The organism is Paenibacillus sp. LjRoot153, from assembly GCF_964253085.1.
Lineage (GTDB): Bacteria > Bacillota > Bacilli > Paenibacillales > NBRC-103111 > Paenibacillus_E.
In genome coordinates this window covers 4,613,098-4,633,825 of the sequence record NZ_CAXUQH020000001.1, presented here as the reverse complement: position 1 = coordinate 4,633,825, position 20,728 = coordinate 4,613,098, and the positions used below count along the sequence as shown (strand labels likewise).

Genomic DNA, 20,728 nt, shown 5'->3' with positions numbered 1-20,728 from the left:
CCACAGGATTGGAGTGTTAACAATGAATAGATCCATTCTCCACTCAATCTCAATCATTGTCATAATGGGATTAACCGCATGTGAATCGTCAGATATTCCAACCGAATCGGTACAAATTGCTAATTCCGTTAGCATATCACCAGCTCAGCCTAGCGCTGCACCACAAATTGTAACCAATGAGAAACCTAAGTCAGTTGGAGAAATTATGGATTTTCTCGTGCAGAGTGTGCCTGAAATTAGGCAGTATAAACAAATGATAGAAACCAATAAATCCAAAGTACTTTTTTTAAGCGATGGTTTAATAAGTGTCTTAGATCGGCCAGGAAAGTATTACGATATGTACATAGGAGAGAGTTTTAGTGATCATGTTGTAAGGTGGAATACGTTTTATGTAAGTGAGGATATGAAAGAGATACTTGTGGAAGATGTGATTACGGGAAACATTTTAACGTTAGAAGAGTGGAGAAAACGGGGAGCAAAGTGACTTGTAAAAATGACATAGTTCCTAAGAGGTGCACATCGTGATTAAAATATTCACAGAGATCGAAATTGAAGCAGCTATTGATGTTTGCTTTGACATGGCATCGAGTATTGATATACATACGCAGACTGTCTGGCCACATACCAAGGAACGAGCGATAGCTGGAACAACAACAGGCATGATTAGTGGCGGGGAAACGGTTACTTTTGAGGCGAGACATTTCTTAATTAGGCAAAAACACACTTCACTCATATCGAAATATGTTCGACCTTACCACTTTGTTGATGAAATGCTGCAGGGTACTTTCAAAAGTATGAGGCATGAACACGAATTTATTGATTTAGGTGATAGAACCTTGATGAAAGATACGTTAAGTTTTGAGGCTCCTCTGGGCTGGATCGGCTGGATCGTTGAGAGGGTTGTATTGAAAAGATATATGATGCGATTTTTGAACTATCGGAATGAGCAATTGAAGATTTTAGCTGAAAAACAAGTAAAAGAGCAATAAAGAAGCAATAACGGAGGGAGAGCCAATTGAATTTCTATATTGCATCTAGTTTCAAGAACATCGACAATGTTCGAAATGTCACGCAGCAGTTGAAGTCGAGAGGATATATTCAAACCTTCGATAGGACGGTTCATTCTGGCATTGGTACGCTACAAGAGCTTGCGGCAATCGGTGCGAAAGAGAAAGAAGCCGTGTTGCGTGCAGAGATATTCATCATCATGCTGCCCGCGGGGAAGGGAAGCCATGTCGAGTTAGGACTTGCATTAGGAGCAGGGAAGGCTATTTTTATGTATTCTGCTAACGATGAGATGAATGATATAGAAAAAACGAGTGCGTTTTATCAACTCCCAGAGGTGCAAAAAATCATCGGAACGATAGACGATTTGATTTCAACAATCAACAGAAGTTGCGATCTAAGTAGCAAAGGGTAGACTAATTGAAATTGTAAGGGAACCTAGGTACGCTATTTCTAAGTAAAATGCTAGCTTTGGCAGCTAACGAAATGTTAGTGCGCTATTTGTCCGTTTTCGTGTTTTTTTTGGCGGTTTTCGAGTGATTAGCGTACTGACGTTCCCTTTCGATACTATTTTAGCTCGTTTTGCTGCAAATAGCGTCTTCTGGCTCCGTTACGATCAAAAAACTAGATATTTAAATAAAACTGAAAAACGGAAGCCCATGACACATCTCTCCATCATTGGCTCTCGTTTTTTCCTGCGGACCTTCCGGAAACCCGACGCGCCCATGAATGTGGATCGCGCGCGCTAAGCTCAGCTGGACGTCCTCATCCTTCGGACTCGGCATGCTTTCACAGGCTGCGCACCAATGGCTGAAATCGGCGCCAATCTTAAGCGCCGGCAGCTGCTTCAACACGGCCGCCGTTTGCCACGGCGTGAAAAAAGCTCTCCCGCGATGCGTTTCATGCGCGATCGGAATCCCGATCTCTTGCTCTACACGCAGCGCCTCTTCGAAAAAACGCAACTGCTCCTCAGCAGTCATCCGATCGGCAACGCTGTGCGAATTGATCAGATCAGGTCGCAGCTCAGCTGCACGAAGCACCTGCTCACGGAAAGATTGACTGTGATTCGGGCCCCGCGTCACCACTTGTGCGATGAACGACAAGTTCATGTCGTCTAAGTCTTTTCGAAACTGACGATCATCCTTAGGGTCGGAAGGAGGTATGTACTCGATACCGCAATAACCTGCCTCTGCGATTTGCTCCAATTTCCCCTCCCAGATTCCGTTCCATTCCCATAAGGATTTATATCCTTTTAATTTCATAGCCATTTCTCCTTATCTGATAGCATCCATAGACATATCTATGAGTATAGAACTGGAGATGATTTCAAAGCTTATCGTTTCTTCAGAAATACCCAACGTATTTTCACCATGAGAGATGTCTGTAAGCAGTGGGGGACAAATTCGTCCATCGTTTGAATTGTTTGCTGAATTGCGACAAATCTTTGTAACCTAATTGTTCGGCGATATGCTCGATAGAAAGCGTTGGATCCATGAGCATGAGCTTGGCTTGACGGAGCTTGACTGTACTTAAATAATGACGAGGCGAAACCCCATAAGCTTTATGAAAAACACGATTACAGTGAGCGGGACTATAGCCGAGCTGCTTGGCAATTGTCGTTATACGGAAAGGTTCATGTCCCTTCAATGTCGTAGAAGCTTGATGTTCTATTAGTGTTGCCAGTTTAGCAGCTAAACCAGAATCGGCGTTAGGCGGGTTAGAAGCCATAGATTCATCTAGTAGTAGCTCGCTTAGCGCGGTGAAAATACGAAATGAAGCATGCATCGTCTGCAGCTTCAGACTCAGTCCGCTGGAGGTGTTTTCTCTGGCTATTTGCGCGAGATCCATAAGAATGGGGCGGAGTAAGCTCTCCATTTTGCTTCCAGACGGGTGAACAATTTGTCCAATTTGACTTAATTGCTGACGAAACCAAGGATCGGTCACCTCTAAATGCACACATACGTATTCCATCATACTGCCATCGACAGCGCCTAAACTTGCATGTACTTCATTCGGAAGTATCCAAACCAAATCGCCTTGCTTTTGTACAACATGTTTCTCGCCAACACGCATACGTTGGGAGCCGTCTACGACAAGATTCAGCTCAAACATTGGATGTTGATGCTCAGGAAATGACCATTGCGCGTTAACCTTGCGAAGATGCGCGGCAAAAATCCTGAAGGATGCCTGCACATCGGGCAGCATGCCGCCATGAACGACATTTTCGAGACCAGAGGGTAAGGATTCTTGTTGAAAGACTTTCATGTATAACGACTCCTTATAAAAAGGTTATTAGGTATTTGATACAATAACTATCTCACTTATATAGCGTGGAATCAAATGTTTCTTTTGTCCAAATGAAAGATCGTATTGCCCATGGGTTCAGGGTTTTGATCATTGTATAATAAGGGCAAATGAAAGAGAGGAGCATCATCCTGATATGAAAAATCAATTTTTCAACGCACACCATTCGCCAGTTGGCGCATTTGCAAGTTTTACACTTGGATTTCCAGGCAAAAGCGGAGGCTTCGATCTAGAACAAGCGCGTCCGCCAAAGCAAAATATATATATTGGGTTAGAATCTGCACAAGGCGGTAAGTACGATGCACTGCCTTTCTTCGAGTATTCCGTTGAAGATGAGAGTCAACGCTATGATATTGAAAATCCGGATCCGAAGCCGAATAAAAAGAAGACGGTATTCCCTTTTGCACAGGAGGAGATTCAACGAGAATTCAAAGTCAGCACAGATACGTGGAAAGCTGGCGATTTGGAATTCAGTCTAATTTCCCCAGCACAGTCTGTACCTGATCCAACAACAGCAAGTGAAGAGGCGTTACGTTTAGCTCTCGTCCCAGCTGTTCTTGCTAAGATTACCGTGGACAATACCAAAGGTACAGCATCTAGAAGAGTATTCTTCGGTTATCAGGGAACAGATCCATACAGTGCGATGCGCAGGTTAGATGATACGATGGAAGGTGCCGCGGGAGTAGGTCAAGGCCGAATTACAGCGATTGTTTCCAAAGATCCTGAAGTACGTTCAGGGCTTTACTTTAGTATCGAAGATATTTTGAAAATGAAAATTGTAGAAAACTTGACCTTCGGCCTCGGTACCGTTGGTGCATTGTTCGCAGATACACCTGCTGGTGAGAAACGCTCGTATGAATTCGCAATTTGTTTCCATCGCGGAGGCATTGTGACTGCGGGTCGTGATGCATCCTATACGTACGCACGTTTATTCAAAAATATTGAAGCTGTTGCTGATTACGCTTTGGGGAATTTCGATAAGCTAACTGCACTTGCTCTAAGCTCAGACGCTAACATCGAAAATTCACGCTTGTCGGCTGATCAGAAGTTTATGCTTGCGCATGCTATCCGCAGCTATAACGGAAATACACAGCTTCTCGATATGGATGATGAGCCATTCTGGATCGTCAATGAAGGCGAATATCGGATGATGAACACGTTCGATTTGACAGTTGATCAGTTATTTTATGAGCTGGCAGTGAATCCATGGACGGTACGTAATGAGCTGGATATGTTCGTGAAACGGTACAGTTATGAAGATAAGGTTAGTTTCCCTGGCGACCCTACCGAATACCCCGGTGGTATTTCCTTTACGCATGATATGGGGGTAGCGAATACACTTTCACGTCCTAGTTATTCTGCTTATGAGCTTTACGGCTTGGATGACTGTTTCTCCCATATGACGCATGAACAGTTGGTTAACTGGACATTATGCGGAGCAACCTATGTGGCGCATACCGATGATCAAGCGTGGCTGCAAGCGAATCTCGCGATTTTTGACAAATGTTTAACGAGTATGCTCCATCGCGATCACCCGAATCCAGAACTGCGCAATGGGATTATGTCATTAGACAGCACGCGCACTATGGGTGGAGCAGAAATCACAACTTATGACAGCCTAGACGTCTCGTTAGGACAATCCCGTAACAATATTTATATGGCGGGCAAATGTTGGGCAGCTTACGTAGCTATGGAAACTATTTTCGCTCAAAATGGCAGAGAAGATCTGGCTCTGATCGCGAGTGAGCAGGCCTTGAAGTGCGCACAAACGGTTACGTCATTTGTCACGGAAGAAGGTTACATTCCAGCTGTAGTCGGTGAAGGCAATGATTCCAAAATCATTCCAGCGATCGAAGGCTTGGTATTCCCATACTTTACAGGCAATAAGTCTGCGTTAGACGTGAAGGGTCGTTACGGCTTTTATATCGAAGCTTTGAAAAAGCATCTGGATGTTGTGCTTGTTGAAGGTACTTGCCTATTCGCTGATGGCGGCTGGAAGCTTTCCTCTACGAGTAATAACTCCTGGTTAAGCAAAATATATTTGTGCCAATTCGTAGCACGTGAAATTTTGGGTCTGGCTTGGGATGAAACGGGAGCTGCAGCGGATGCAGCACATGTTGATTGGCTGACGCACCCAACCTTGTCTATTTGGAGTTGGAGTGACCAAATTATTTCCGGTGAGATTACAGGCAGCAAGTACTACCCGCGCGGTGTTACGAGCATTTTATGGCTGCAAGAAACGAAATAATCACATTCGAGCAACTAAAGCTATTCGCTTTGGTTGCTTTTTTGTTGGTACTATTTGTAAAATGGAAGGGATGAGCTTTGTTCGATTGGAGGTAATTGAACATATGAAAAAAGAAATCTCTGCAGGCGGTGTCGTTTATCGACAAATTGGCGATGTTATTCAAATTATGCTAATTGTTGATCGTTATCGTAAGCTGGCTTTTGCGAAAGGTCGCATGGAGACTGGGGAGACGATTGAGCAAGCGGCGCTTCGAGAAATTAAAGAAGAAACCAATATTGATGGCAAGATCATTCAACCGCTTACCATCAATTATTATCAGTTCGAGCACACGGAATATGGACAAGTGGAGAAGGAAACACATTATTATTTAGTTGAAGCGCTCAGCGGTGAGCTCAAAGCTCAAACAGAGGAAATTCGGGGAGTAGAGTGGCACAATGCGGCTGATGCTTGGACTGAACACAATCTGAACGGTTATGAGAATAATCGGGGGATTTTGAAAATGGCGCTTGAAATCTTGGGATTCCTAGGTGAAGAGGATGAGATGAATGTATAATGAAAGCGTATAGATTTGGTTATGTATTGGTTTGTTTGAACAACTAGGGGGCGAAACTTTTGAATAGTAAAAACGAATTACCACAGCTGCATTTCGAAGATCAACTTGCTTTTGAACAGTGGCTTGCGATAAATCATAACACTTCTCTAGGCATTCGACTGCAAATCGCAAAAAAGGGTGCTCGAATAAAAACGGTTTCCTACGATCAGGCGCTCGAGAGCGCGTTATGCTATGGGTGGATTGATAGCCAGAAAGAGAAAGCGGACGAGCAGATTTGGCTTCAACGTTTTACACCTCGCGGTGTCAGAAGCATCTGGTCCAAAGTGAATAAAGATAAGGCAGAGATTCTGATTGCAAATGGAAGAATGAAACCTTCCGGTATGAAGGCGATTGAAGCTGCCAAGAAGAATGGGCAGTGGGAGAAAGCTTATGAACCGCAAAGCCATGCAACGATTCCGGAGGATTTTGCTTTGCAATTGGAGAGGAATAGCATGGCGAAGGCCTTCTATGAAACGCTGGATCGGCAAAATAAATATGCGATCACGTTCCGAATTCATACGGCCAAGAAGCAAGAAACGCGTGTGAAGCGGATTCAGGAGTTTATTTTAATGCTTGAAAATGGGGAGAAGATTTATCCTTAGATTTACACGTATTTCCAATCGGGAGTGATTGAAACGAAGATCTTATTTATTTGTAGTAAAAACAAATGGAGAAGCTTAACGGCCGAGAAAATATTTGATAAGCGAAATGATTACGTAGTTAAATCCGCAGGTACAGAAGAAGGCGCAAGAATTCGAGTGACGGAAGGCCATATTGGTTGGTCAGATTTAATATTTGTGATGGAAAAGAAGCATATGAGAAGATTAAAAGATAAATTTCATACGGAAATCGCGAATAAGCAAATTATTATTTTGGATATACCTGATGATTATCAATACATGGATGAAGAATTAATAGAAATTTTGGAAGCGAGAGTATCGGAGCATATTGAGATATAGATATACAGAGAGGAAAACGAACATCATGACGAAAAAGCTTTATTACGAAACGGCTTATTTGAAGGAATGGCAAACAACGATCATTGAAAAGATCGAACGGGAGGATGGTATCTATGTCCTCTTGGAGGAGACTGCGTTTTATCCGCATGGAGGTGGACAGCCTTGTGATGCCGGTGAGATTAACGGAATACCTGTCTTGGACGTATTTCTGGAAGAAGACGAAGTCCTGCATAAACTAGATCGGATGCCAGAAGGAACGAGCGCAAATTGCAAAATAGACTGGCAACTCCGATTCGATCATATGCAGCAGCATAGCGGCCAGCATTTGCTTTCGGCCGTATGCCGAGAGCTGTTTGAGGCTAATACTGTGAGTTTTCATCTGGGGACGGATTACTGCACGATCGACGTGGATACGCTGGATCTTGAACCAAGTAAACTGGCTGTGATTGAGACTGAGGTGAACCGTAAGATCTACGAGAATCGCTCGATCAGCAGCTATCTCGTAACACCTGAGGAGTTAGCGCAGCTGCCGCTTGTCAAACAGCCAAAGGTGACGAAGGACATTCGGATTGTAGAAATCAATGGCGTGGAATATAACGCTTGTGGAGGTACACATGTTTCATCAACTGGCGAAATCGGGATGATTAAGCTTTTGAAAGCAGAGAAGCAAAAAGGGAACACACGGATATATTTCCTATGTGGCTTTCGTGCGTTGGCCGAATTTAACGTGAATGTGAGAATTCTAGGGGCATTGTCTAGCAAATTTAATACAGGCAAAGATGAAATCATGGATCGCATCGAGAAGTGGGAGCTTGAGCACAAACAGGTTCAAACAGAGTTAACTGAGCTAAAAGAGAAACTAGATGAGTACTTGGCACAGGAGTTGTTGGTAGATCATCTGGATGCTATTGCACACCAGTTCAACGATAAATCCTTGAAGGACATGCAGAGTTTAGCAACGAAGGTTGCTTCGAAGACCGATTTGCCAATCTTGTTCATGAGTACTTCTGAGAACAAAGTTGTTTTTGCTCACAATGGCCAATATGCACAATCTTGCGGAGCCTTCTTCAAAGCTCATCTAGGAAGCTTCAACGGCAAAGGTGGCGGCAGTGATAAAATGGCGCAAGCGGGGTTCTCCAGTGGAGAGGATGCTATGGACTTTTATAAGTTTGCGGTAGCGCAGTTGAGAGGGAATTAAGGAAGATCGTTTGGAGGGTTTTTTTTGAAGAAACGATTAACCATTTTATTCGCAGCAGCTGTATTATTAATTGGGGTTTATTTTATTTCTGAACTCTTTAGATCCGAACCACCTAAACCGACTATTACGGCTGGCGATAAAAAAATTGCTTTCGCGCAAGGTTCTTATTGTTGGTCAGGTTTATTTGGCGGAAAGTGCGCGGATATGGTTGCACCCCATGAGCTTATTAAATATGCGGGTCTTTCTCCCGTTGTGGTCTCACCAGAATCCCAAATTACGATCAAATTTAGAAACAAACCTAAGAAAAATTCATTGGGTGTACAGTTATGGGAAAATAAGGATAGGACATCTGAAACTGTCCAACTAAAGAATCAAATTTTGACGGTACCCAAAGAGAAAGGCGTGTACATATACGGGATTTCCGCTAATTGGAGGAAAGGAAGTTCCATTTATTTTTTTGTTATAGAGGTTCAATAGATCAGTTCTTAAAAAGAAAAACTTGATACTCTTTTTAATTAACGCTATTATAGACTCATAAAGTCTTTGATTGAGGTGTGGAAATGAAATATTCACAGGCGACCGACTATGCCCTTCATGCGATGCTCTATCTTGTAAACGCCGCGCCTGATAAACCTGTTGGTGTTCACTTGCTTGCAGAGAAGCTAAACGTCTCACAGACATATTTATCAAAGTTGATGACGAAGCTTGTCAAAGCTGGATTAATCCAATCTTCTTCTGGTGCTAATGGTGGATATCGCATCAAGCATAACCAGCAGGACATCTCTTTTCTCGATATCATTCGTGCGATCGAAGGTACTGCTTCCTTGTTCGAATGCAGCTTTAATCATGGAAGCGGATGTCAGATTCAGCAGGTTGTGATGGACGCGGAGCGACAGTTGGAAGAGTATCTGGCAAGTAAGAAAATCGCAGATTTGGTGAGTATGCATATGGCGGAATAGGTTCCGTCATTTTTTCAAAGCCTATTATAGATATTAAGAGTCTCTTAAGTCCCTAATCAAAGAAATCGAAAGGAAGATGAATATGAAGTATGATTGTCTAATTATCGGCGGAGGTCCTGCAGGTCTTAACGCAGCTTTAGTTTTAGGAAGGGCAAGAAAGAATGTACTTCTTATTGATGAGGGGCGACCTCGTAATCGGGTTACGCAAGAAACGCATGGTTTTCTGTCACGAGACGGTATAAAGCCGAGTGAGTTTCGGCGGATTGCTTTGGAACAGATTCGTGTTTATCCAACTGTGGATCATGTGTCCGATACGGCAGTGTCGATAACAGGAAGTGATGGCGATTTTCAAATCACAACAGCCCAGGGAGAGCGTTATGAAGGTAAGAAGGTGCTTTTTGCAATAGGTAAAAAAGACATACCATTGGATATTAACGGTTTAGCCGAGGTATATGGCAAGAGCGCTTTTGTATGTCCATATTGTGATGGGTGGGAACTAAGAGATCAGTCACTTGTGCTCATCGTGAATGGAGCCAAGGCGCTTCATCTTGCGAAGATGATTTCTGGTTGGACGAGCCGATTCACGATATGCACGAACGGACCTGATGAGTTGTCAGGTGCTGAAAAAGAAGAACTTAAGCAACATAACATACCGATATATGATTCGCCTATACGCTCCATTGTATCCAATGAGGGCTACGTTCAACATGTGGAACTAGAGGACGGAAACCGACTCCCGTGTACGGGGATTTTCTTTGGCCCGAAATTAGTGATTGGATCAGATCTGCCGCAAACAATAGGCTGTGAGATGACGGAAGCGGGAACGGTTGTGGTAGATCAATTCGGTAAAACGAATGTTCCAGGCATATATAGTGCTGGAGATGCGGCATCTGAGATGTATCAAGCCATTATGGCTGCCTCCTTAGGCGCGATAGCTGGTATGTCCATAAATGGTGAACTGCTTATGGCGAATTGGCAAAAGGCGAGTTTGCAGTAAGATTTGAAATGAAAGAATGGAGATTGCCCAAATGAAGGATAAATTTACCTATAATACGGAAATGGCTCAGACATATGAAACAAATGCTCGTATCTCAATACCTACGTATGACGCGTTATTCGGGATGGTTCAATCCTATTTCCGTGCTGAAATAAGCGGTGAAGACGCTTCGGTGCTTGTCATCGGAGCAGGAGGGGGGAATGAACTATCCACATGGGGACCAGCTAACCCTGAATGGACCTTCACAGGCGTGGACATTTCAGAAGAAATGCTTAAAATTGCCCAACACAAAACGAACCAACTGGGCATGTCCCATCGCGTAAATCTCATCCATGGAACGATAAACGATTTGCCAATCGCAGACGAGGCCTTTGATGCGGCAAGCTGCATATTGGTTCTGCATTTCATTGACAATGTGCAGGAGAAGCTGGAGCTGCTCAGAAGCATTCATGCACATATGAAACCAGGAGCTCCATTTGTGCTTGTAAGTGCGTATGGAGATCGCGATGCTACTGAACTAAAAGACAGGTTGAATGTTTGGAGGAGCTTTTGGTTGGATGCGGGGAAACCGCCTGCCATAGTCAACGAAATGGTGAATACAGGTATTATGAAAATTTCTTTCTTGCCTGAAAAGCAAATCGAAGGGTTATTGCAAGAAACCGGCTTTACGAATATAACGAAGTTCTTTGTAACAGGACTTTTTGGCGGTTGGATTTGCCATGCAGGAGGAAGTGATGGCTTGGACATCGAATGTGATGTGTAATTGAGATCTGATTAACGACGAATTCAGTTAAAAGGAGTAAACTACATGCGCGCACAAAAAATACGTCCATTTGTTCCGTCAGGTGAGGATTTCCCCCTTGCTGTGCAGTTTTATACCGACCTCGGATTTGAAAAAATATTTGCAAATCATCAGGGTGCCATTTTCAAAGTTGATGAAACGGAATTTCATTTACAGAACTATCATAACGTAGAATTACAAGAAAATTACATGCTGGAATTGTGTGTACAGGACATAGACGCGTGGTGGACTCATATCCAAAGTACGGAGATCGTTAGTAAATATCAAGTGCGAGCGAATCCGCCTCAGTTGCAGCCTTATGGGAAACGTGCCATTCATCTGATCGACCCCGCGGGGGTTCTCTGGCATTTTACTGAATAACATCACCAAATAGGATATGGAGGAGAAGTCATTGTATATTCGAGTTCTGGATGAACATGATGCCAAGATTTATCAAGAATTAAGATTAAGTGCACTGCAAAACAGTCCAGAAGCATTTGGATCGACGTATGAGCGAGAAGTTCATTTTACATTGGATATGGTAGCTGATCGTATTAAGCCCAAAAAGGATACGTTTGTAATAGGGGCAGTGGATGAAGGTGGTGCGCTTGTAGGATCTGTTTCTTTTGTAAGGGAGAGCAGTCTGAAGACATCACATAAAGGCAATGTATATGCGATGTTTGTTGCTTTAAATCAGCGAGGTCAAGGTTTGGGGAAAAAGCTCCTGATCGAGCTTATTCGGAGAGCTAGTGAATGCGATGGCGTTGAGCAAATCAACTTAGCTGTCATTTCACAGAATGAAGCAGCGAAGAAGCTGTATACCTCCCTTGGATTTAAGGTTTATGGGGTGGAGCGTAATGCTTTGAAATATAACGGTACGTATTATGATGAGGATTTGATGGTTCGGAGATTGAATGAAAAGGAATAAAGCGAATATTTCAATCATTGTGATATTGAGTTTTGGAAATAGTGATAAAACGGAAACAGAAAAGAGGCTGTCTCATTGAGACAGCCTCTTCGTGCTGATTATTCTGAGGTTTGGCCAGATTGAACGAATTGATTAGCAAACATGTGAGAATACGTTCCTTTTTGGCTCATTAATGCGTTGTGATTGCCTTGTTCGGCGATCTCACCTTGATCAATAACCATGATTGTATCCGCATTCCGGATCGTATTCAGTCGGTGAGCAATGATGAAGCTTGTGCGCCCTTTCATGATGGAGAGGAGTGCTTCCTGAATATGAAGCTCTGTCCGCGTATCAATACTGCTTGTTGCCTCATCAAGGATGAGAATCGAAGGATCAGCTAAAATAACGCGAGCTATCGCAAGCAATTGTCGCTGGCCTTGACTTAAATTCCCGCCGTTCTCGGAGAGCTGCGTATCGTAACGCTTGGGAAGTCGACTAATGAAGGTGTCGGCATTTGCCAGTTTAGCCGCTGCAATGACTTCTGCATCTGTTGCTTCAGGGTTGCCGTATTTGATATTCTCCTTAATCGTGCCGGAGAATAAATAGGTATCCTGCAGCACGATGCCAAAACTTCGGCGAAGACTGCTGCGGGTATAGGATCTGATATCTCGACCATCTATGAAGATGGTGCCGCTTGTCGCATCATAGAATCGAGTCACGAGATTCACGATTGTGGTCTTGCCCGCACCTGTGGGTCCGACGAGCGCAAGGCTGCTGCCCGCCGCTGTATCGAAGCTGACCCCTTTAATAATCGGCCTATCCGGCCGATAACCGAAGGTTACGTCTTGGAAGGTAACGTGACCGATAGGTTTTTGCAGATCAACGGCTCCTGGTTCATCCTCTGTTTCTTCCGCTTCATCCAACACTTCAAAAGCACGTTCTGCCCCTGCTACACCGGATTGCAGCACATTATAGGTGTTCGCAATCTCATTAAGTGGTCTCACGAACTGGCGCGAATAGCTCAGAAAGCTTGCAATAACGCCAACCGTAATATGGCCTTTAACAGCCAACACACCGCCGACGATAGCAACGGAAGAGAAGCCGATATTGTTGATAACACCAAGGATCGGCATCAGAAAACCGGACCAGATTTGCGCTTTTAACCCAACCTCATACAATCGACCGTTTACGTTGTTGAACTCATGGATCGCTGTCTGCTCACGATTGAATGCTTTAACAACGAGAAGGCCGGAAATCGTTTCTTCGATATGACCGTTCAGCTTGCCAAGCTGTGCCTGTTGCTCTTTGAATAATACGCTGGTACGTTTGGTGATTGTTTTGGCCAGCAAGAACACAAGTGGAACCGTAATGAGTGTAGCTAGTGTCAGGGTGGGACTTAAAATAAGCATCATGATGAAGGATCCGACAATAGCAATAGAGCCTGTCATCAACTGTGTTGTAGCTTGTGTGATCGAGTTGCTTACATTGTCAATATCGTTCGACAGTCGGCTCATGACATCACCATGGGTGCGTCCATCGAAATAAGCAAGGGGAAGCTTTTGCAGCTTCGCAAACATCGTCTGACGAAGTCTACGCACGACACGCTGTGCGAGCCCAGCCATGACCCAGCTTTGCATAAAGGTAAGTCCACCATCAGCGATGTAAGTGGCAATCAGAACAATCATAACCACATCGAGAACGCTATAATCTACTTGTCCTCCAGCCATGGCATCAACAGCGACACCAATGAGATAGGGGCCAGCTAAGGTTAAGGCAGCGTCTGCAAGAATAAACAGAAAGACGATGGTCAACCACTTTCGTTCTGTACCCATATAGGACCAGAGGCGACGTAAGGTATTTTTAAAATTTTTGGGCTTCACGGCAGGAGTCCGTCCACCTCGGCCAATAGGACCGGTGATCATCGGGACATCAGGGGCTTGTTGACGAGATCCTTCATTCGGCTTTGACATGATGAGGCAGCTCCTTTCCGAATTGGGATTGACATATTTCCACATAGACAGTGCAAGTACTCATTAACATCTCATGTGTGCCGATGCCCACGATTTCACCATCGTCCATAACGACGATTTTATCCGCATCCATGACGGAAGTAATGCGCTGTGCAATGATCAAACAAGTAACGCCTGAGGCAAATTCCTTGAGCGATTTTTTGATTTTCGTCTCAGTCGCGGTATCTAATGCGCTTGTACAATCATCGAGAATTAGAATGTCGGGTTTTCGAATAAGTGCGCGAGCTATGGACAGCCGCTGTTTCTGTCCACCGGACAAGTTCACGCCCTTTTGACCCAGCCTAGTTTCATAGCCTTCTGGGAATGCAGTAACGAAGCCATGTGCTTCTGCCATGATCGCGGCTTGCTCAATTTCTTCGCGCGTAGCTTGCTCATGGCCCCAACGCAAATTCTCTTCAATGGTGCCGCTGAACAGAATGGTGTTCTGAGGCACGATGGCAATGCGATCTCGCAACTTGGTAGGGTCCAACTCGCGTATATCCACACCGTCCACACAGATCGAGCCGGAGTTCGCATCATAGAAGCGGGGGACGAGACTCACAAGGCTGCTTTTACCAGAACCCGTGGAGCCGATTATGCCGATTGTTTCTCCAGGGAGGCATGTCAAGGTGATATGTTTCAAAATAGGTTCACCTACAGCACCATCATAGGCAAATGAAATATCCGTGAAATCGATTCGGCCACCAGGACGATGAACAGGTAGAGTAACCGTATCGTTCCAAGTCATTTCATTGATCTGACTAAAAACTTCACCGATCCGTGTAGCTGAGGCTTTGGCACGAACGAACATATTGAATACCATCGAAATCGTCAGCAAAGCAAACAAAATTTGCGTCATATAATTGACAAACGCTACGATATGACCAACTTGCATCTGATGCTGATTAACCCGCCAAGCACCTAGCCAAAGCACGGCAACGATACCAAAATTAACAGTCAACAGGATGGAGGGATTAAAAATCGCCAATAGCCTCGTCACTTGAATGGATTTGTCCTGGTAATCGGTATTGGCTTTCTGAAACTTCCCAGCTTCATGATCAAATCGATTAAAAGCTTTCACAACACGAATACCGGACAAATATTCTCTTATAACTCGGTTGACGTTGTCCAGCGCTTTCTGTACGTTAACATACCTGGCAAAACCCACTTTCAAATTCAATGCCACGAGTACGCCAACGAGCGGAACCACGATAAGTAGCACAACGGCGAGATGCATGTTGAGCCTCACGGCCATAATCAGACTCCCAATACAAAGGAGAGGTGCTTTAACAAAGATACGCATGAGACCGTTCACAAAATTTTGCACCTGTGTCACATCATTCGTTAGTCGTGTAATTAAGGAGGCGCGTTCGAATCGTTCTATATTGGTGAAAGAGAGTGATTGTATCTTTTCAAATAAATCCGCTCTAAGCTCAGTGCCGAATTTCTGCGAAACATGGCTGGCGACGATATTCCGTATTGAGGCCGCGACGGCTCCAAATGCCGTGATAATGAGCATCAAACCGCCCATGCGAAGTACATAATCAAGTCGTTTCTCCGCAACGCCAACGTCCAAAATGTGGGACATGATCGTTGGTTGCAGTAAATCCGCAAGCGCTTCCAACATGACGAAAAACACGGCAACTAGAAATAGTTTCCAGTGCTTTCTGATATATTTCTTCATAAAACTCATTGGTGCACACGCTCCTCTTTCCGCAATCCATAGTCATCCATAGTTAATAGCAATTTTATAACGGATGCCATTTCACGTGCAATATTTGGTTTTCAATAACCACATGATCAATCAGAGGTAGGATTGGTATAATGCGGTAATTTTAGATAGAATATAGTTAATTCTAGTATGCTATTATGACAGTGAGGTGTTGAAATTGAATATGGTTGAAATACCAGAAGGAGAAGTCGAGTTAAGAGACGATCGTAGAAAAATCAAATGGAAAGCTGAAATACGACCGTTTCTTCTTGCTCGCTATCCTGTAACTGTAGGTCAATACAATGCGATTACTGAGCAATTCCCCCCTACAAGTGACGAGGATCTTAGGCCGATTGTTAATATTTCTTGGCATGAGGCCATATCCTTCTGTAACTTACTTTCGCAGAAAGAGGGACTGAAGGCGTGTTACTCCGTCAGTTCCGATGGTGAACAAGTTATTTGTGATTGGGAATCAAACGGATATAGACTTCCTACTGAAGCTGAATGGCAATATGCCTGTAAAGCAGGGACGACAGGTTATACGTACGGAGAGCTTAATAAGATTGCCTGGTTTGAAGCAAATTCAGGGGGCAAAGTCCATGAAGTAGGAACAAGGGAACCGAATCCATGGGGTTTGTATGATATGTTGGGAAATGTTTGGGAATGGTGTTGGGATGTGTATGATGAAAAAGTGTACGGCTCCTATCGCATTTTTCGGGGAGGCAGCTGGGCAGAAGAGGCACGGGGTTGCGGGGCAACCTGCCGTCGTCGTAGTCATCCAACATTTTGCATAGATGATCTTGGATTCCGCCTTGCAAAATCATTATAACGACGTCAATAGGTTGATAAGGATAAATAATCATACAAGTTCGAGATTGAAAGGTTGTGAGTATCATGAGTCAAGCGTTGATTGCTGCCGTTGAGCGGGGTGATATAGAAGAATTACAACAACTTCTGGAGAAAAAGGTCAACTTAAATGAGCGAGACACTAGAGGCAGGACGGCTATCATGGCGGCAACGCATGCCAACAATCCTAAGATAGTAAAGATATTGATTGAAGCTGGGGCAGATATCAATTTGAAAGATGATAGGCATGATAATCCATTTCTTTACGCAGGTGCCGAAGGACTTCTTCAAATATTGAAGCTACTTATCGAAGCTGGAGCCGACACGAAGCTGACTAACCGTTACGGTGGGAATGCCCTCATACCTGCAGCAGAAAAAGGTTATGTTGAAAATGTAAGCGTATTGCTTTCAACGACAGATGTGGATGTCAACCACATTAACAACCTAGGTTGGACTGCATTACTTGAAGTGACAATTCTGAGCAACGGCGGACCCAAGCATCAGCAAATTACCCGACTGCTCATCGACCATGGTGCGAACGTAAATATTGCTGATCGGGATGCCGTTACTCCACTTCAACATGCTAAGCGAAATGGTTTTACAGAAATTGAACAAATATTGAAGAATGCAGGAGCGCAATAATATGGAACAACAGTAACAACGGGAATGATAAAAAGCAGCAGTCTAGGACTTTATTTTCTCGTCCAAGGTTGCTGCTGTTTTGTATGTTTGGTCAGTCTATTACTTCCCTGAAAATATGTCCAATGGTTCATGAATATCGTCATGGTAACGTTTTCTGGAAATCAGTATAGTTAAATTGTGGTTAACTTAGACGAGCGAAGGAGGAGCGCAGCATTCGAATTGGCAAGTGGAGAAACCTAAAGATGAAAGTACGGGGACGGCGAGCAAAGGAAAGAGCGATCTAAGGTCCATTGGCGTGGGAACTCCTTAGAATCGCTCTCGGTAGTGAGAATGAATTTCGACTGAAATTCACAGCTCACTACAATTTTGACACAAATTCAGCGGGATAAGCAAGTACAATTGTGTGTTTAAAATTGAAGGGAGTTAACGACGATGAGAAAAATGAAAAGCTTACACATGATGGGTGCAGCAAGTTTGTCGATGGCTTTGGTTTTAGCGGGATGTTCGTCTACGAAAACAGCAGAAACGTCACCGGCTGCGGTTTCCCCAGCAGCAACTCAAGCGGCAGCGGCAACGAAAGCGCCTGAGCCAGCGAAAAGCGGAGAGAAAATTACCGTTAACTTCTGGAATCCTTTCTCTGGTAATGATGGTCCTTTTATGAAGAAAATCGTGGATAACTATAATAAATCGCAAGATAAATATATGGTAAAAATGACGATTCAACCGAATGGTGATTACTATAAACTGCTGGATACAGCCATCGCAACGAAAAAAGGTGTACCGGATGTTGCGATCATGCATCTTGACCAAACACCGACGTACATTGCTAAGGATCAGTTGCAACCTCTGGATGCCATTGCCAAAGCTGTTGGCGTTGAGAAAAGCAACTTCCCCCCAGCAACAGTGGAATACTCGACGAAGGATAATAACTGGTACAGCATTCCGCTTGATATTCATCCGTTAGTTATGTATTACAATAAAGATTTGTTTAAAGCTGCCGGTATTACGAAGGTACCAACGAATCGTCAAGAGTTCGTTGATGCAGCAGTCAAGTTAACGGATGCTTCCAAAGGTATTTGGGGGGCTGCTATGCCAACCTTCTGGATTCAGAACTTCTTGTTCCCGACGGTATTGTTCCAAAACGGTGGCGATTTCTTAGACGATAAAGGAAACATTGCTTACAACTCGCCAGCTGGGGTAGAAGCAGTTACCTTTATGAGAAGCTTGACAACGATGAAGGTTTCACCTCCAACTGTGGCAGCTGATGGTGATTTCAACTTGTTCCAACAAGGGAAAAGTGCGATGCACTTCAATGGTCCTTGGTCGAAAGATGCTTTTGATAAAGCGAAAATTAATTATGGCGTAGCCCCAGTTCCGCAACTGGGTACCGTGAAGCAAGCCGTATTCGGTGGTTCCCATAACTTCGTCATTCCGAAAGCAACAACGGATGCTGCAATTCTTGCCGGTGTAGGCGATTTCTTGAAATATGTGAATGCCAACTCCATTGATTGGGCGGAGTCAGGTCAAGCTGTAGCATCCAAAGTCGTACGCGACAGCGCAGCTTTCCAAGCGATGACACAACAACAAACCGAAGTAGCGAAGGAATTTGAGTATGTGAAATTTGCACCAAAAGTATTAAATTGGGGTCCGATTTCCGACAGCATCTGGAGCGAGCTTGCTAACGCCCTTCAAGGTAAAAAAGATCCAAAAGCTGCGCTTGATGATGCAGCAGCCAAATCGACTGCTGCCATGAAGAAGTAACCATAGCGAAACTTTATGGAAAGGCGGGTACCCAGTACCCGTCTTCCCTTTTAAAGAAGAGGAGGGAATCAGGTGCCTACCCCATCACATTGGAAATCAAAGCTGACATCAAGCTTATTCATATTACCTTATCTTATTGCCTTCCTAGCCTTTACGCTGATCCCGATTATTTATGGGTTCATCATAAGCTTGAAGCAATACAACCTATTAGATCCAGTACATCCGTTCGTGGGCTTGGAGAATTACCGTAAAATATTTACGAACGGAACACAAGAAAATGACTTATTTTTCATCGGAATGAAAGCTACATTGAAATTCGTCGTGTTTTCTGTACCATTTTTAGTCACCGTGGGACTTGGATTTGCCTTATTATTGAATGCACTACCAGCAAAATTGCGATCTTTCTTCCGTTCGATTTATTTCATCCCTTATGCCGTTTCTGCTACGGTCATGGCGGTTATTTGGAAGCGGATGTTCGACGTCACAGGGGGATTTATCAATCTACTCCTTGCTCAAGTAGGTATTCGTGAGTTCGATCCTGTCCCCTGGCTGTTGGATAAGCCTTTCGTGTGGTTTGCTCTTGTCATCGCAACACTGTGGTGGACAATCGGCTTTAACATGATCATTTTCGTGAATGCACTAAATGGTGTACCTGAGGATCTCTATGAAGCTGCCAAAATTGATGGAGCAAACGGTTGGAACAGATTGAAGAGTATTACACTTCCTTTTATTAGACCTGTCCTTATTTTTGTTTTGATCACCTCTACAATTGCCTCCTACAACATCTTTGCCCAACCGAATCTGATGAGTAATGCAGGGGATGAGACGAAGGTGCTATTGATGGGAATTTTGCAAACAGCCTACACAGCTAGAGAAATCGGATCTGCATCAGCGATGGCGATTCTCATGGGTTTAACGATCATGATTGTGTCTGTTATTCAATTCAAAGTCACGAGCAGGAAGGAGTAGAGGAAGTTGAAATCACTTAAAATCTTTTATGTGCTGCTTGCTACCATACTGGGTATCATTTTCATTTTGCCGATGTTATGGATGTTTTCCAATTCGTTTAAGACGGACGTAGAGGTCATGTCACCCGTATTTCATTTATTTCCACAAGAGTTTACGTGGGACAATTTCCATACCATTTTTGTTGGCGGTGATGTAGAAGTTCCGATTTTCCGGTGGATGTTTAACTCCTTTTTCGTAGGCTTTGCTGCGACACTCCTAGTAATTCTGCTGGATGCGATGGCGGCTTACGCGTTAGCGAAGTTAGATATTCCTTTCAAAAGAACGCTGTTTGCCTTATTCGTTGGATCCATGATGGTGCCAGGCATTATTTCCTTTCTTCCGCAATATTTGAATTTCAGTAATTTCAATCTGATTAATACGTATTATGTGCTCATATTGCCATACTCAGGCGGGGCGCTCGGCGTGTTTATGTTAATTCAATTTTTCCAATCATTTCCAAATGAAATCATAGAAGCAGCGCGGATTGACGGGGCCAATAAATGGCAGGTATTTACGTCTGTGTTGATGCCATCATCCATTTCTATTGTAACAACGTTAGCGATTTTCACCTTTATGGGTGTATTTAATGATTATGTATGGCCTTTCTTTACAGTAACTGATCTTGAAATGCGAACGTTAACGGCCGGTGTGGCGGTTATGGCGACAGGAAGTTTCGTGCAATCATACGGAAAATTAATGGCACTTGCGACGTTATCTACGATACCGACATTGTTTATTTTCCTCATTGGGCAAAGACAGTTCATTCAATCGATTACCGCGACAGGGGTCAAGCAATAAGGG

General features: G+C 43.8%; 23 protein-coding genes. 19 read left to right on the top strand and 4 right to left on the bottom strand.

Features of this window, described 5'->3' with window-relative positions:
• Window positions 1–22: 22 nt before the first annotated feature.
• From ACSQ8P_RS19890 to ACSQ8P_RS19880, 3 genes are read left to right on the top strand one after another with little or no spacing between them, the layout of a single operon-like run.
• Window positions 23–484 carry a hypothetical protein gene (locus tag ACSQ8P_RS19890; protein WP_436236769.1) on the top strand — a complete coding sequence of 154 codons (462 nt, stop codon included), beginning with the start codon at window positions 23–25 and terminating at the stop codon, window positions 482–484.
• Window positions 485–521: 37 nt separating this feature from the next.
• Window positions 522–989 carry an SRPBCC family protein gene (locus ACSQ8P_RS19885; RefSeq protein WP_436236768.1) on the top strand — a complete coding sequence of 156 codons (468 nt, stop codon included), beginning with the start codon at window positions 522–524 and terminating at the stop codon, window positions 987–989.
• Between the two features lie 26 nt (window positions 990–1,015).
• Window positions 1,016–1,420 (top strand): group-specific protein, encoded by a 405-nt coding sequence (locus tag ACSQ8P_RS19880; protein ID WP_436236767.1) that lies wholly within the window; start codon window positions 1,016–1,018, stop codon window positions 1,418–1,420.
• A gap of 217 nt (window positions 1,421–1,637) precedes the next feature.
• On the opposite strand, the gene ACSQ8P_RS19875 is transcribed toward ACSQ8P_RS19880, so the two are convergent.
• Complete coding sequence (locus ACSQ8P_RS19875; protein ID WP_436236766.1) at window positions 1,638–2,267, bottom strand: sugar phosphate isomerase/epimerase family protein; 630 nt, start codon at window positions 2,265–2,267, stop codon at window positions 1,638–1,640.
• 103 nt (window positions 2,268–2,370) lie between these two features.
• On the bottom strand, window positions 2,371–3,270 hold the full coding sequence (locus ACSQ8P_RS19870; RefSeq protein WP_436236765.1) for an AraC family transcriptional regulator: 900 nt from the start codon (window positions 3,268–3,270) through the stop codon (window positions 2,371–2,373).
• 175 nt (window positions 3,271–3,445) lie between these two features.
• On the opposite strand from ACSQ8P_RS19870, the gene ACSQ8P_RS19865 reads away from it, so the two are divergent.
• From ACSQ8P_RS19865 to ACSQ8P_RS19815, 11 genes are all read left to right on the top strand, one after another.
• Window positions 3,446–5,557 (top strand): glycoside hydrolase family 52 protein, encoded by a 2,112-nt coding sequence (locus ACSQ8P_RS19865; RefSeq protein WP_436236764.1) that lies wholly within the window; start codon window positions 3,446–3,448, stop codon window positions 5,555–5,557.
• A 103-nt stretch (window positions 5,558–5,660) separates the two neighbouring features.
• Window positions 5,661–6,110, top strand: a complete 450-nt coding sequence (locus ACSQ8P_RS19860; protein ID WP_436236763.1) for an NUDIX hydrolase — start codon at window positions 5,661–5,663, stop codon at window positions 6,108–6,110.
• A gap of 59 nt (window positions 6,111–6,169) precedes the next feature.
• Window positions 6,170–6,751 (top strand): YdeI/OmpD-associated family protein, encoded by a 582-nt coding sequence (locus ACSQ8P_RS19855; RefSeq protein ID WP_436236762.1) that lies wholly within the window; start codon window positions 6,170–6,172, stop codon window positions 6,749–6,751.
• A gap of 24 nt (window positions 6,752–6,775) precedes the next feature.
• Window positions 6,776–7,108, top strand: a complete 333-nt coding sequence (locus ACSQ8P_RS19850; RefSeq protein ID WP_436236761.1) for a low molecular weight protein tyrosine phosphatase family protein — start codon at window positions 6,776–6,778, stop codon at window positions 7,106–7,108.
• 25 nt (window positions 7,109–7,133) lie between these two features.
• On the top strand, window positions 7,134–8,306 hold the full coding sequence (locus ACSQ8P_RS19845) for an alanyl-tRNA editing protein (RefSeq protein ID WP_436236760.1): 1,173 nt from the start codon (window positions 7,134–7,136) through the stop codon (window positions 8,304–8,306).
• 24 nt (window positions 8,307–8,330) lie between these two features.
• Window positions 8,331–8,783, top strand: coding sequence for a hypothetical protein (locus ACSQ8P_RS19840; RefSeq protein WP_436236759.1), 453 nt, complete (start codon window positions 8,331–8,333; stop codon window positions 8,781–8,783).
• 83 nt (window positions 8,784–8,866) lie between these two features.
• Window positions 8,867–9,265 (top strand): RrF2 family transcriptional regulator, encoded by a 399-nt coding sequence (locus ACSQ8P_RS19835; protein ID WP_436236758.1) that lies wholly within the window; start codon window positions 8,867–8,869, stop codon window positions 9,263–9,265.
• A gap of 76 nt (window positions 9,266–9,341) precedes the next feature.
• Window positions 9,342–10,262, top strand: coding sequence for an NAD(P)/FAD-dependent oxidoreductase (locus ACSQ8P_RS19830; protein WP_436236757.1), 921 nt, complete (start codon window positions 9,342–9,344; stop codon window positions 10,260–10,262).
• Window positions 10,263–10,293: 31 nt separating this feature from the next.
• Window positions 10,294–11,025 (top strand): class I SAM-dependent methyltransferase, encoded by a 732-nt coding sequence (locus ACSQ8P_RS19825; protein ID WP_436236756.1) that lies wholly within the window; start codon window positions 10,294–10,296, stop codon window positions 11,023–11,025.
• Window positions 11,026–11,070: 45 nt separating this feature from the next.
• On the top strand, window positions 11,071–11,424 hold the full coding sequence (locus tag ACSQ8P_RS19820; protein ID WP_436236755.1) for a VOC family protein: 354 nt from the start codon (window positions 11,071–11,073) through the stop codon (window positions 11,422–11,424).
• A gap of 31 nt (window positions 11,425–11,455) precedes the next feature.
• Window positions 11,456–11,971, top strand: a complete 516-nt coding sequence (locus ACSQ8P_RS19815) for an N-acetyltransferase family protein (protein WP_436236754.1) — start codon at window positions 11,456–11,458, stop codon at window positions 11,969–11,971.
• A 98-nt stretch (window positions 11,972–12,069) separates the two neighbouring features.
• On the opposite strand, the gene ACSQ8P_RS19810 is transcribed toward ACSQ8P_RS19815, so the two are convergent.
• Complete coding sequence (locus ACSQ8P_RS19810) at window positions 12,070–13,920, bottom strand: ABC transporter ATP-binding protein (RefSeq protein WP_436236753.1); 1,851 nt, start codon at window positions 13,918–13,920, stop codon at window positions 12,070–12,072.
• Window positions 13,904–15,652 carry an ABC transporter ATP-binding protein gene (locus ACSQ8P_RS19805; protein ID WP_436236752.1) on the bottom strand — a complete coding sequence of 583 codons (1,749 nt, stop codon included), beginning with the start codon at window positions 15,650–15,652 and terminating at the stop codon, window positions 13,904–13,906. Before ACSQ8P_RS19805 ends, ACSQ8P_RS19810 begins: the two co-directional genes overlap by 17 nt.
• A 202-nt stretch (window positions 15,653–15,854) precedes the next feature.
• Between ACSQ8P_RS19805 and ACSQ8P_RS19800 the strand changes: the two genes are divergently transcribed.
• The 5 genes from ACSQ8P_RS19800 (at window position 15,855) to ACSQ8P_RS19780 (ending at window position 20,725) form a co-directional block, all read left to right on the top strand.
• Complete coding sequence (locus tag ACSQ8P_RS19800; RefSeq protein ID WP_436239564.1) at window positions 15,855–16,499, top strand: formylglycine-generating enzyme family protein; 645 nt, start codon at window positions 15,855–15,857, stop codon at window positions 16,497–16,499.
• A 65-nt stretch (window positions 16,500–16,564) separates the two neighbouring features.
• On the top strand, window positions 16,565–17,158 hold the full coding sequence (locus ACSQ8P_RS19795) for an ankyrin repeat domain-containing protein (RefSeq protein WP_436236751.1): 594 nt from the start codon (window positions 16,565–16,567) through the stop codon (window positions 17,156–17,158).
• A 432-nt stretch (window positions 17,159–17,590) separates the two neighbouring features.
• The gene (locus ACSQ8P_RS19790) at window positions 17,591–18,919 is read left to right on the top strand and encodes an ABC transporter substrate-binding protein (RefSeq protein ID WP_436236750.1); all 1,329 of its coding nucleotides are present in this window, start codon (window positions 17,591–17,593) and stop codon (window positions 18,917–18,919) included.
• A gap of 72 nt (window positions 18,920–18,991) precedes the next feature.
• Window positions 18,992–19,888 carry a carbohydrate ABC transporter permease gene (locus tag ACSQ8P_RS19785; RefSeq protein ID WP_436236749.1) on the top strand — a complete coding sequence of 299 codons (897 nt, stop codon included), beginning with the start codon at window positions 18,992–18,994 and terminating at the stop codon, window positions 19,886–19,888.
• A 6-nt stretch (window positions 19,889–19,894) separates the two neighbouring features.
• Window positions 19,895–20,725 carry a carbohydrate ABC transporter permease gene (locus ACSQ8P_RS19780; RefSeq protein ID WP_436236748.1) on the top strand — a complete coding sequence of 277 codons (831 nt, stop codon included), beginning with the start codon at window positions 19,895–19,897 and terminating at the stop codon, window positions 20,723–20,725.
• Window positions 20,726–20,728 lie beyond the last annotated feature (3 nt).

Coding starts and splice junctions, on each gene's coding strand:
- ACSQ8P_RS19890 (WP_436236769.1), top strand. CDS start 23: ATGAATAGATCCATTCTCCACTCAATCTCAATCATTGTCATAATGGGA.
- ACSQ8P_RS19875 (WP_436236766.1), bottom strand. CDS start 2,267: ATGAAATTAAAAGGATATAAATCCTTATGGGAATGGAACGGAATCTGG.
- ACSQ8P_RS19870 (WP_436236765.1), bottom strand. CDS start 3,270: ATGAAAGTCTTTCAACAAGAATCCTTACCCTCTGGTCTCGAAAATGTC.
- ACSQ8P_RS19865 (WP_436236764.1), top strand. CDS start 3,446: ATGAAAAATCAATTTTTCAACGCACACCATTCGCCAGTTGGCGCATTT.
- ACSQ8P_RS19860 (WP_436236763.1), top strand. CDS start 5,661: ATGAAAAAAGAAATCTCTGCAGGCGGTGTCGTTTATCGACAAATTGGC.
- ACSQ8P_RS19845 (WP_436236760.1), top strand. CDS start 7,134: ATGACGAAAAAGCTTTATTACGAAACGGCTTATTTGAAGGAATGGCAA.
- ACSQ8P_RS19835 (WP_436236758.1), top strand. CDS start 8,867: ATGAAATATTCACAGGCGACCGACTATGCCCTTCATGCGATGCTCTAT.
- ACSQ8P_RS19830 (WP_436236757.1), top strand. CDS start 9,342: ATGAATATGAAGTATGATTGTCTAATTATCGGCGGAGGTCCTGCAGGT.
- ACSQ8P_RS19825 (WP_436236756.1), top strand. CDS start 10,294: ATGAAGGATAAATTTACCTATAATACGGAAATGGCTCAGACATATGAA.
- ACSQ8P_RS19820 (WP_436236755.1), top strand. CDS start 11,071: ATGCGCGCACAAAAAATACGTCCATTTGTTCCGTCAGGTGAGGATTTC.
- ACSQ8P_RS19810 (WP_436236753.1), bottom strand. CDS start 13,920: ATGTCAAAGCCGAATGAAGGATCTCGTCAACAAGCCCCTGATGTCCCG.
- ACSQ8P_RS19805 (WP_436236752.1), bottom strand. CDS start 15,652: ATGAGTTTTATGAAGAAATATATCAGAAAGCACTGGAAACTATTTCTA.
- ACSQ8P_RS19800 (WP_436239564.1), top strand. CDS start 15,855: ATGGTTGAAATACCAGAAGGAGAAGTCGAGTTAAGAGACGATCGTAGA.
- ACSQ8P_RS19795 (WP_436236751.1), top strand. CDS start 16,565: ATGAGTCAAGCGTTGATTGCTGCCGTTGAGCGGGGTGATATAGAAGAA.
- ACSQ8P_RS19790 (WP_436236750.1), top strand. CDS start 17,591: ATGAGAAAAATGAAAAGCTTACACATGATGGGTGCAGCAAGTTTGTCG.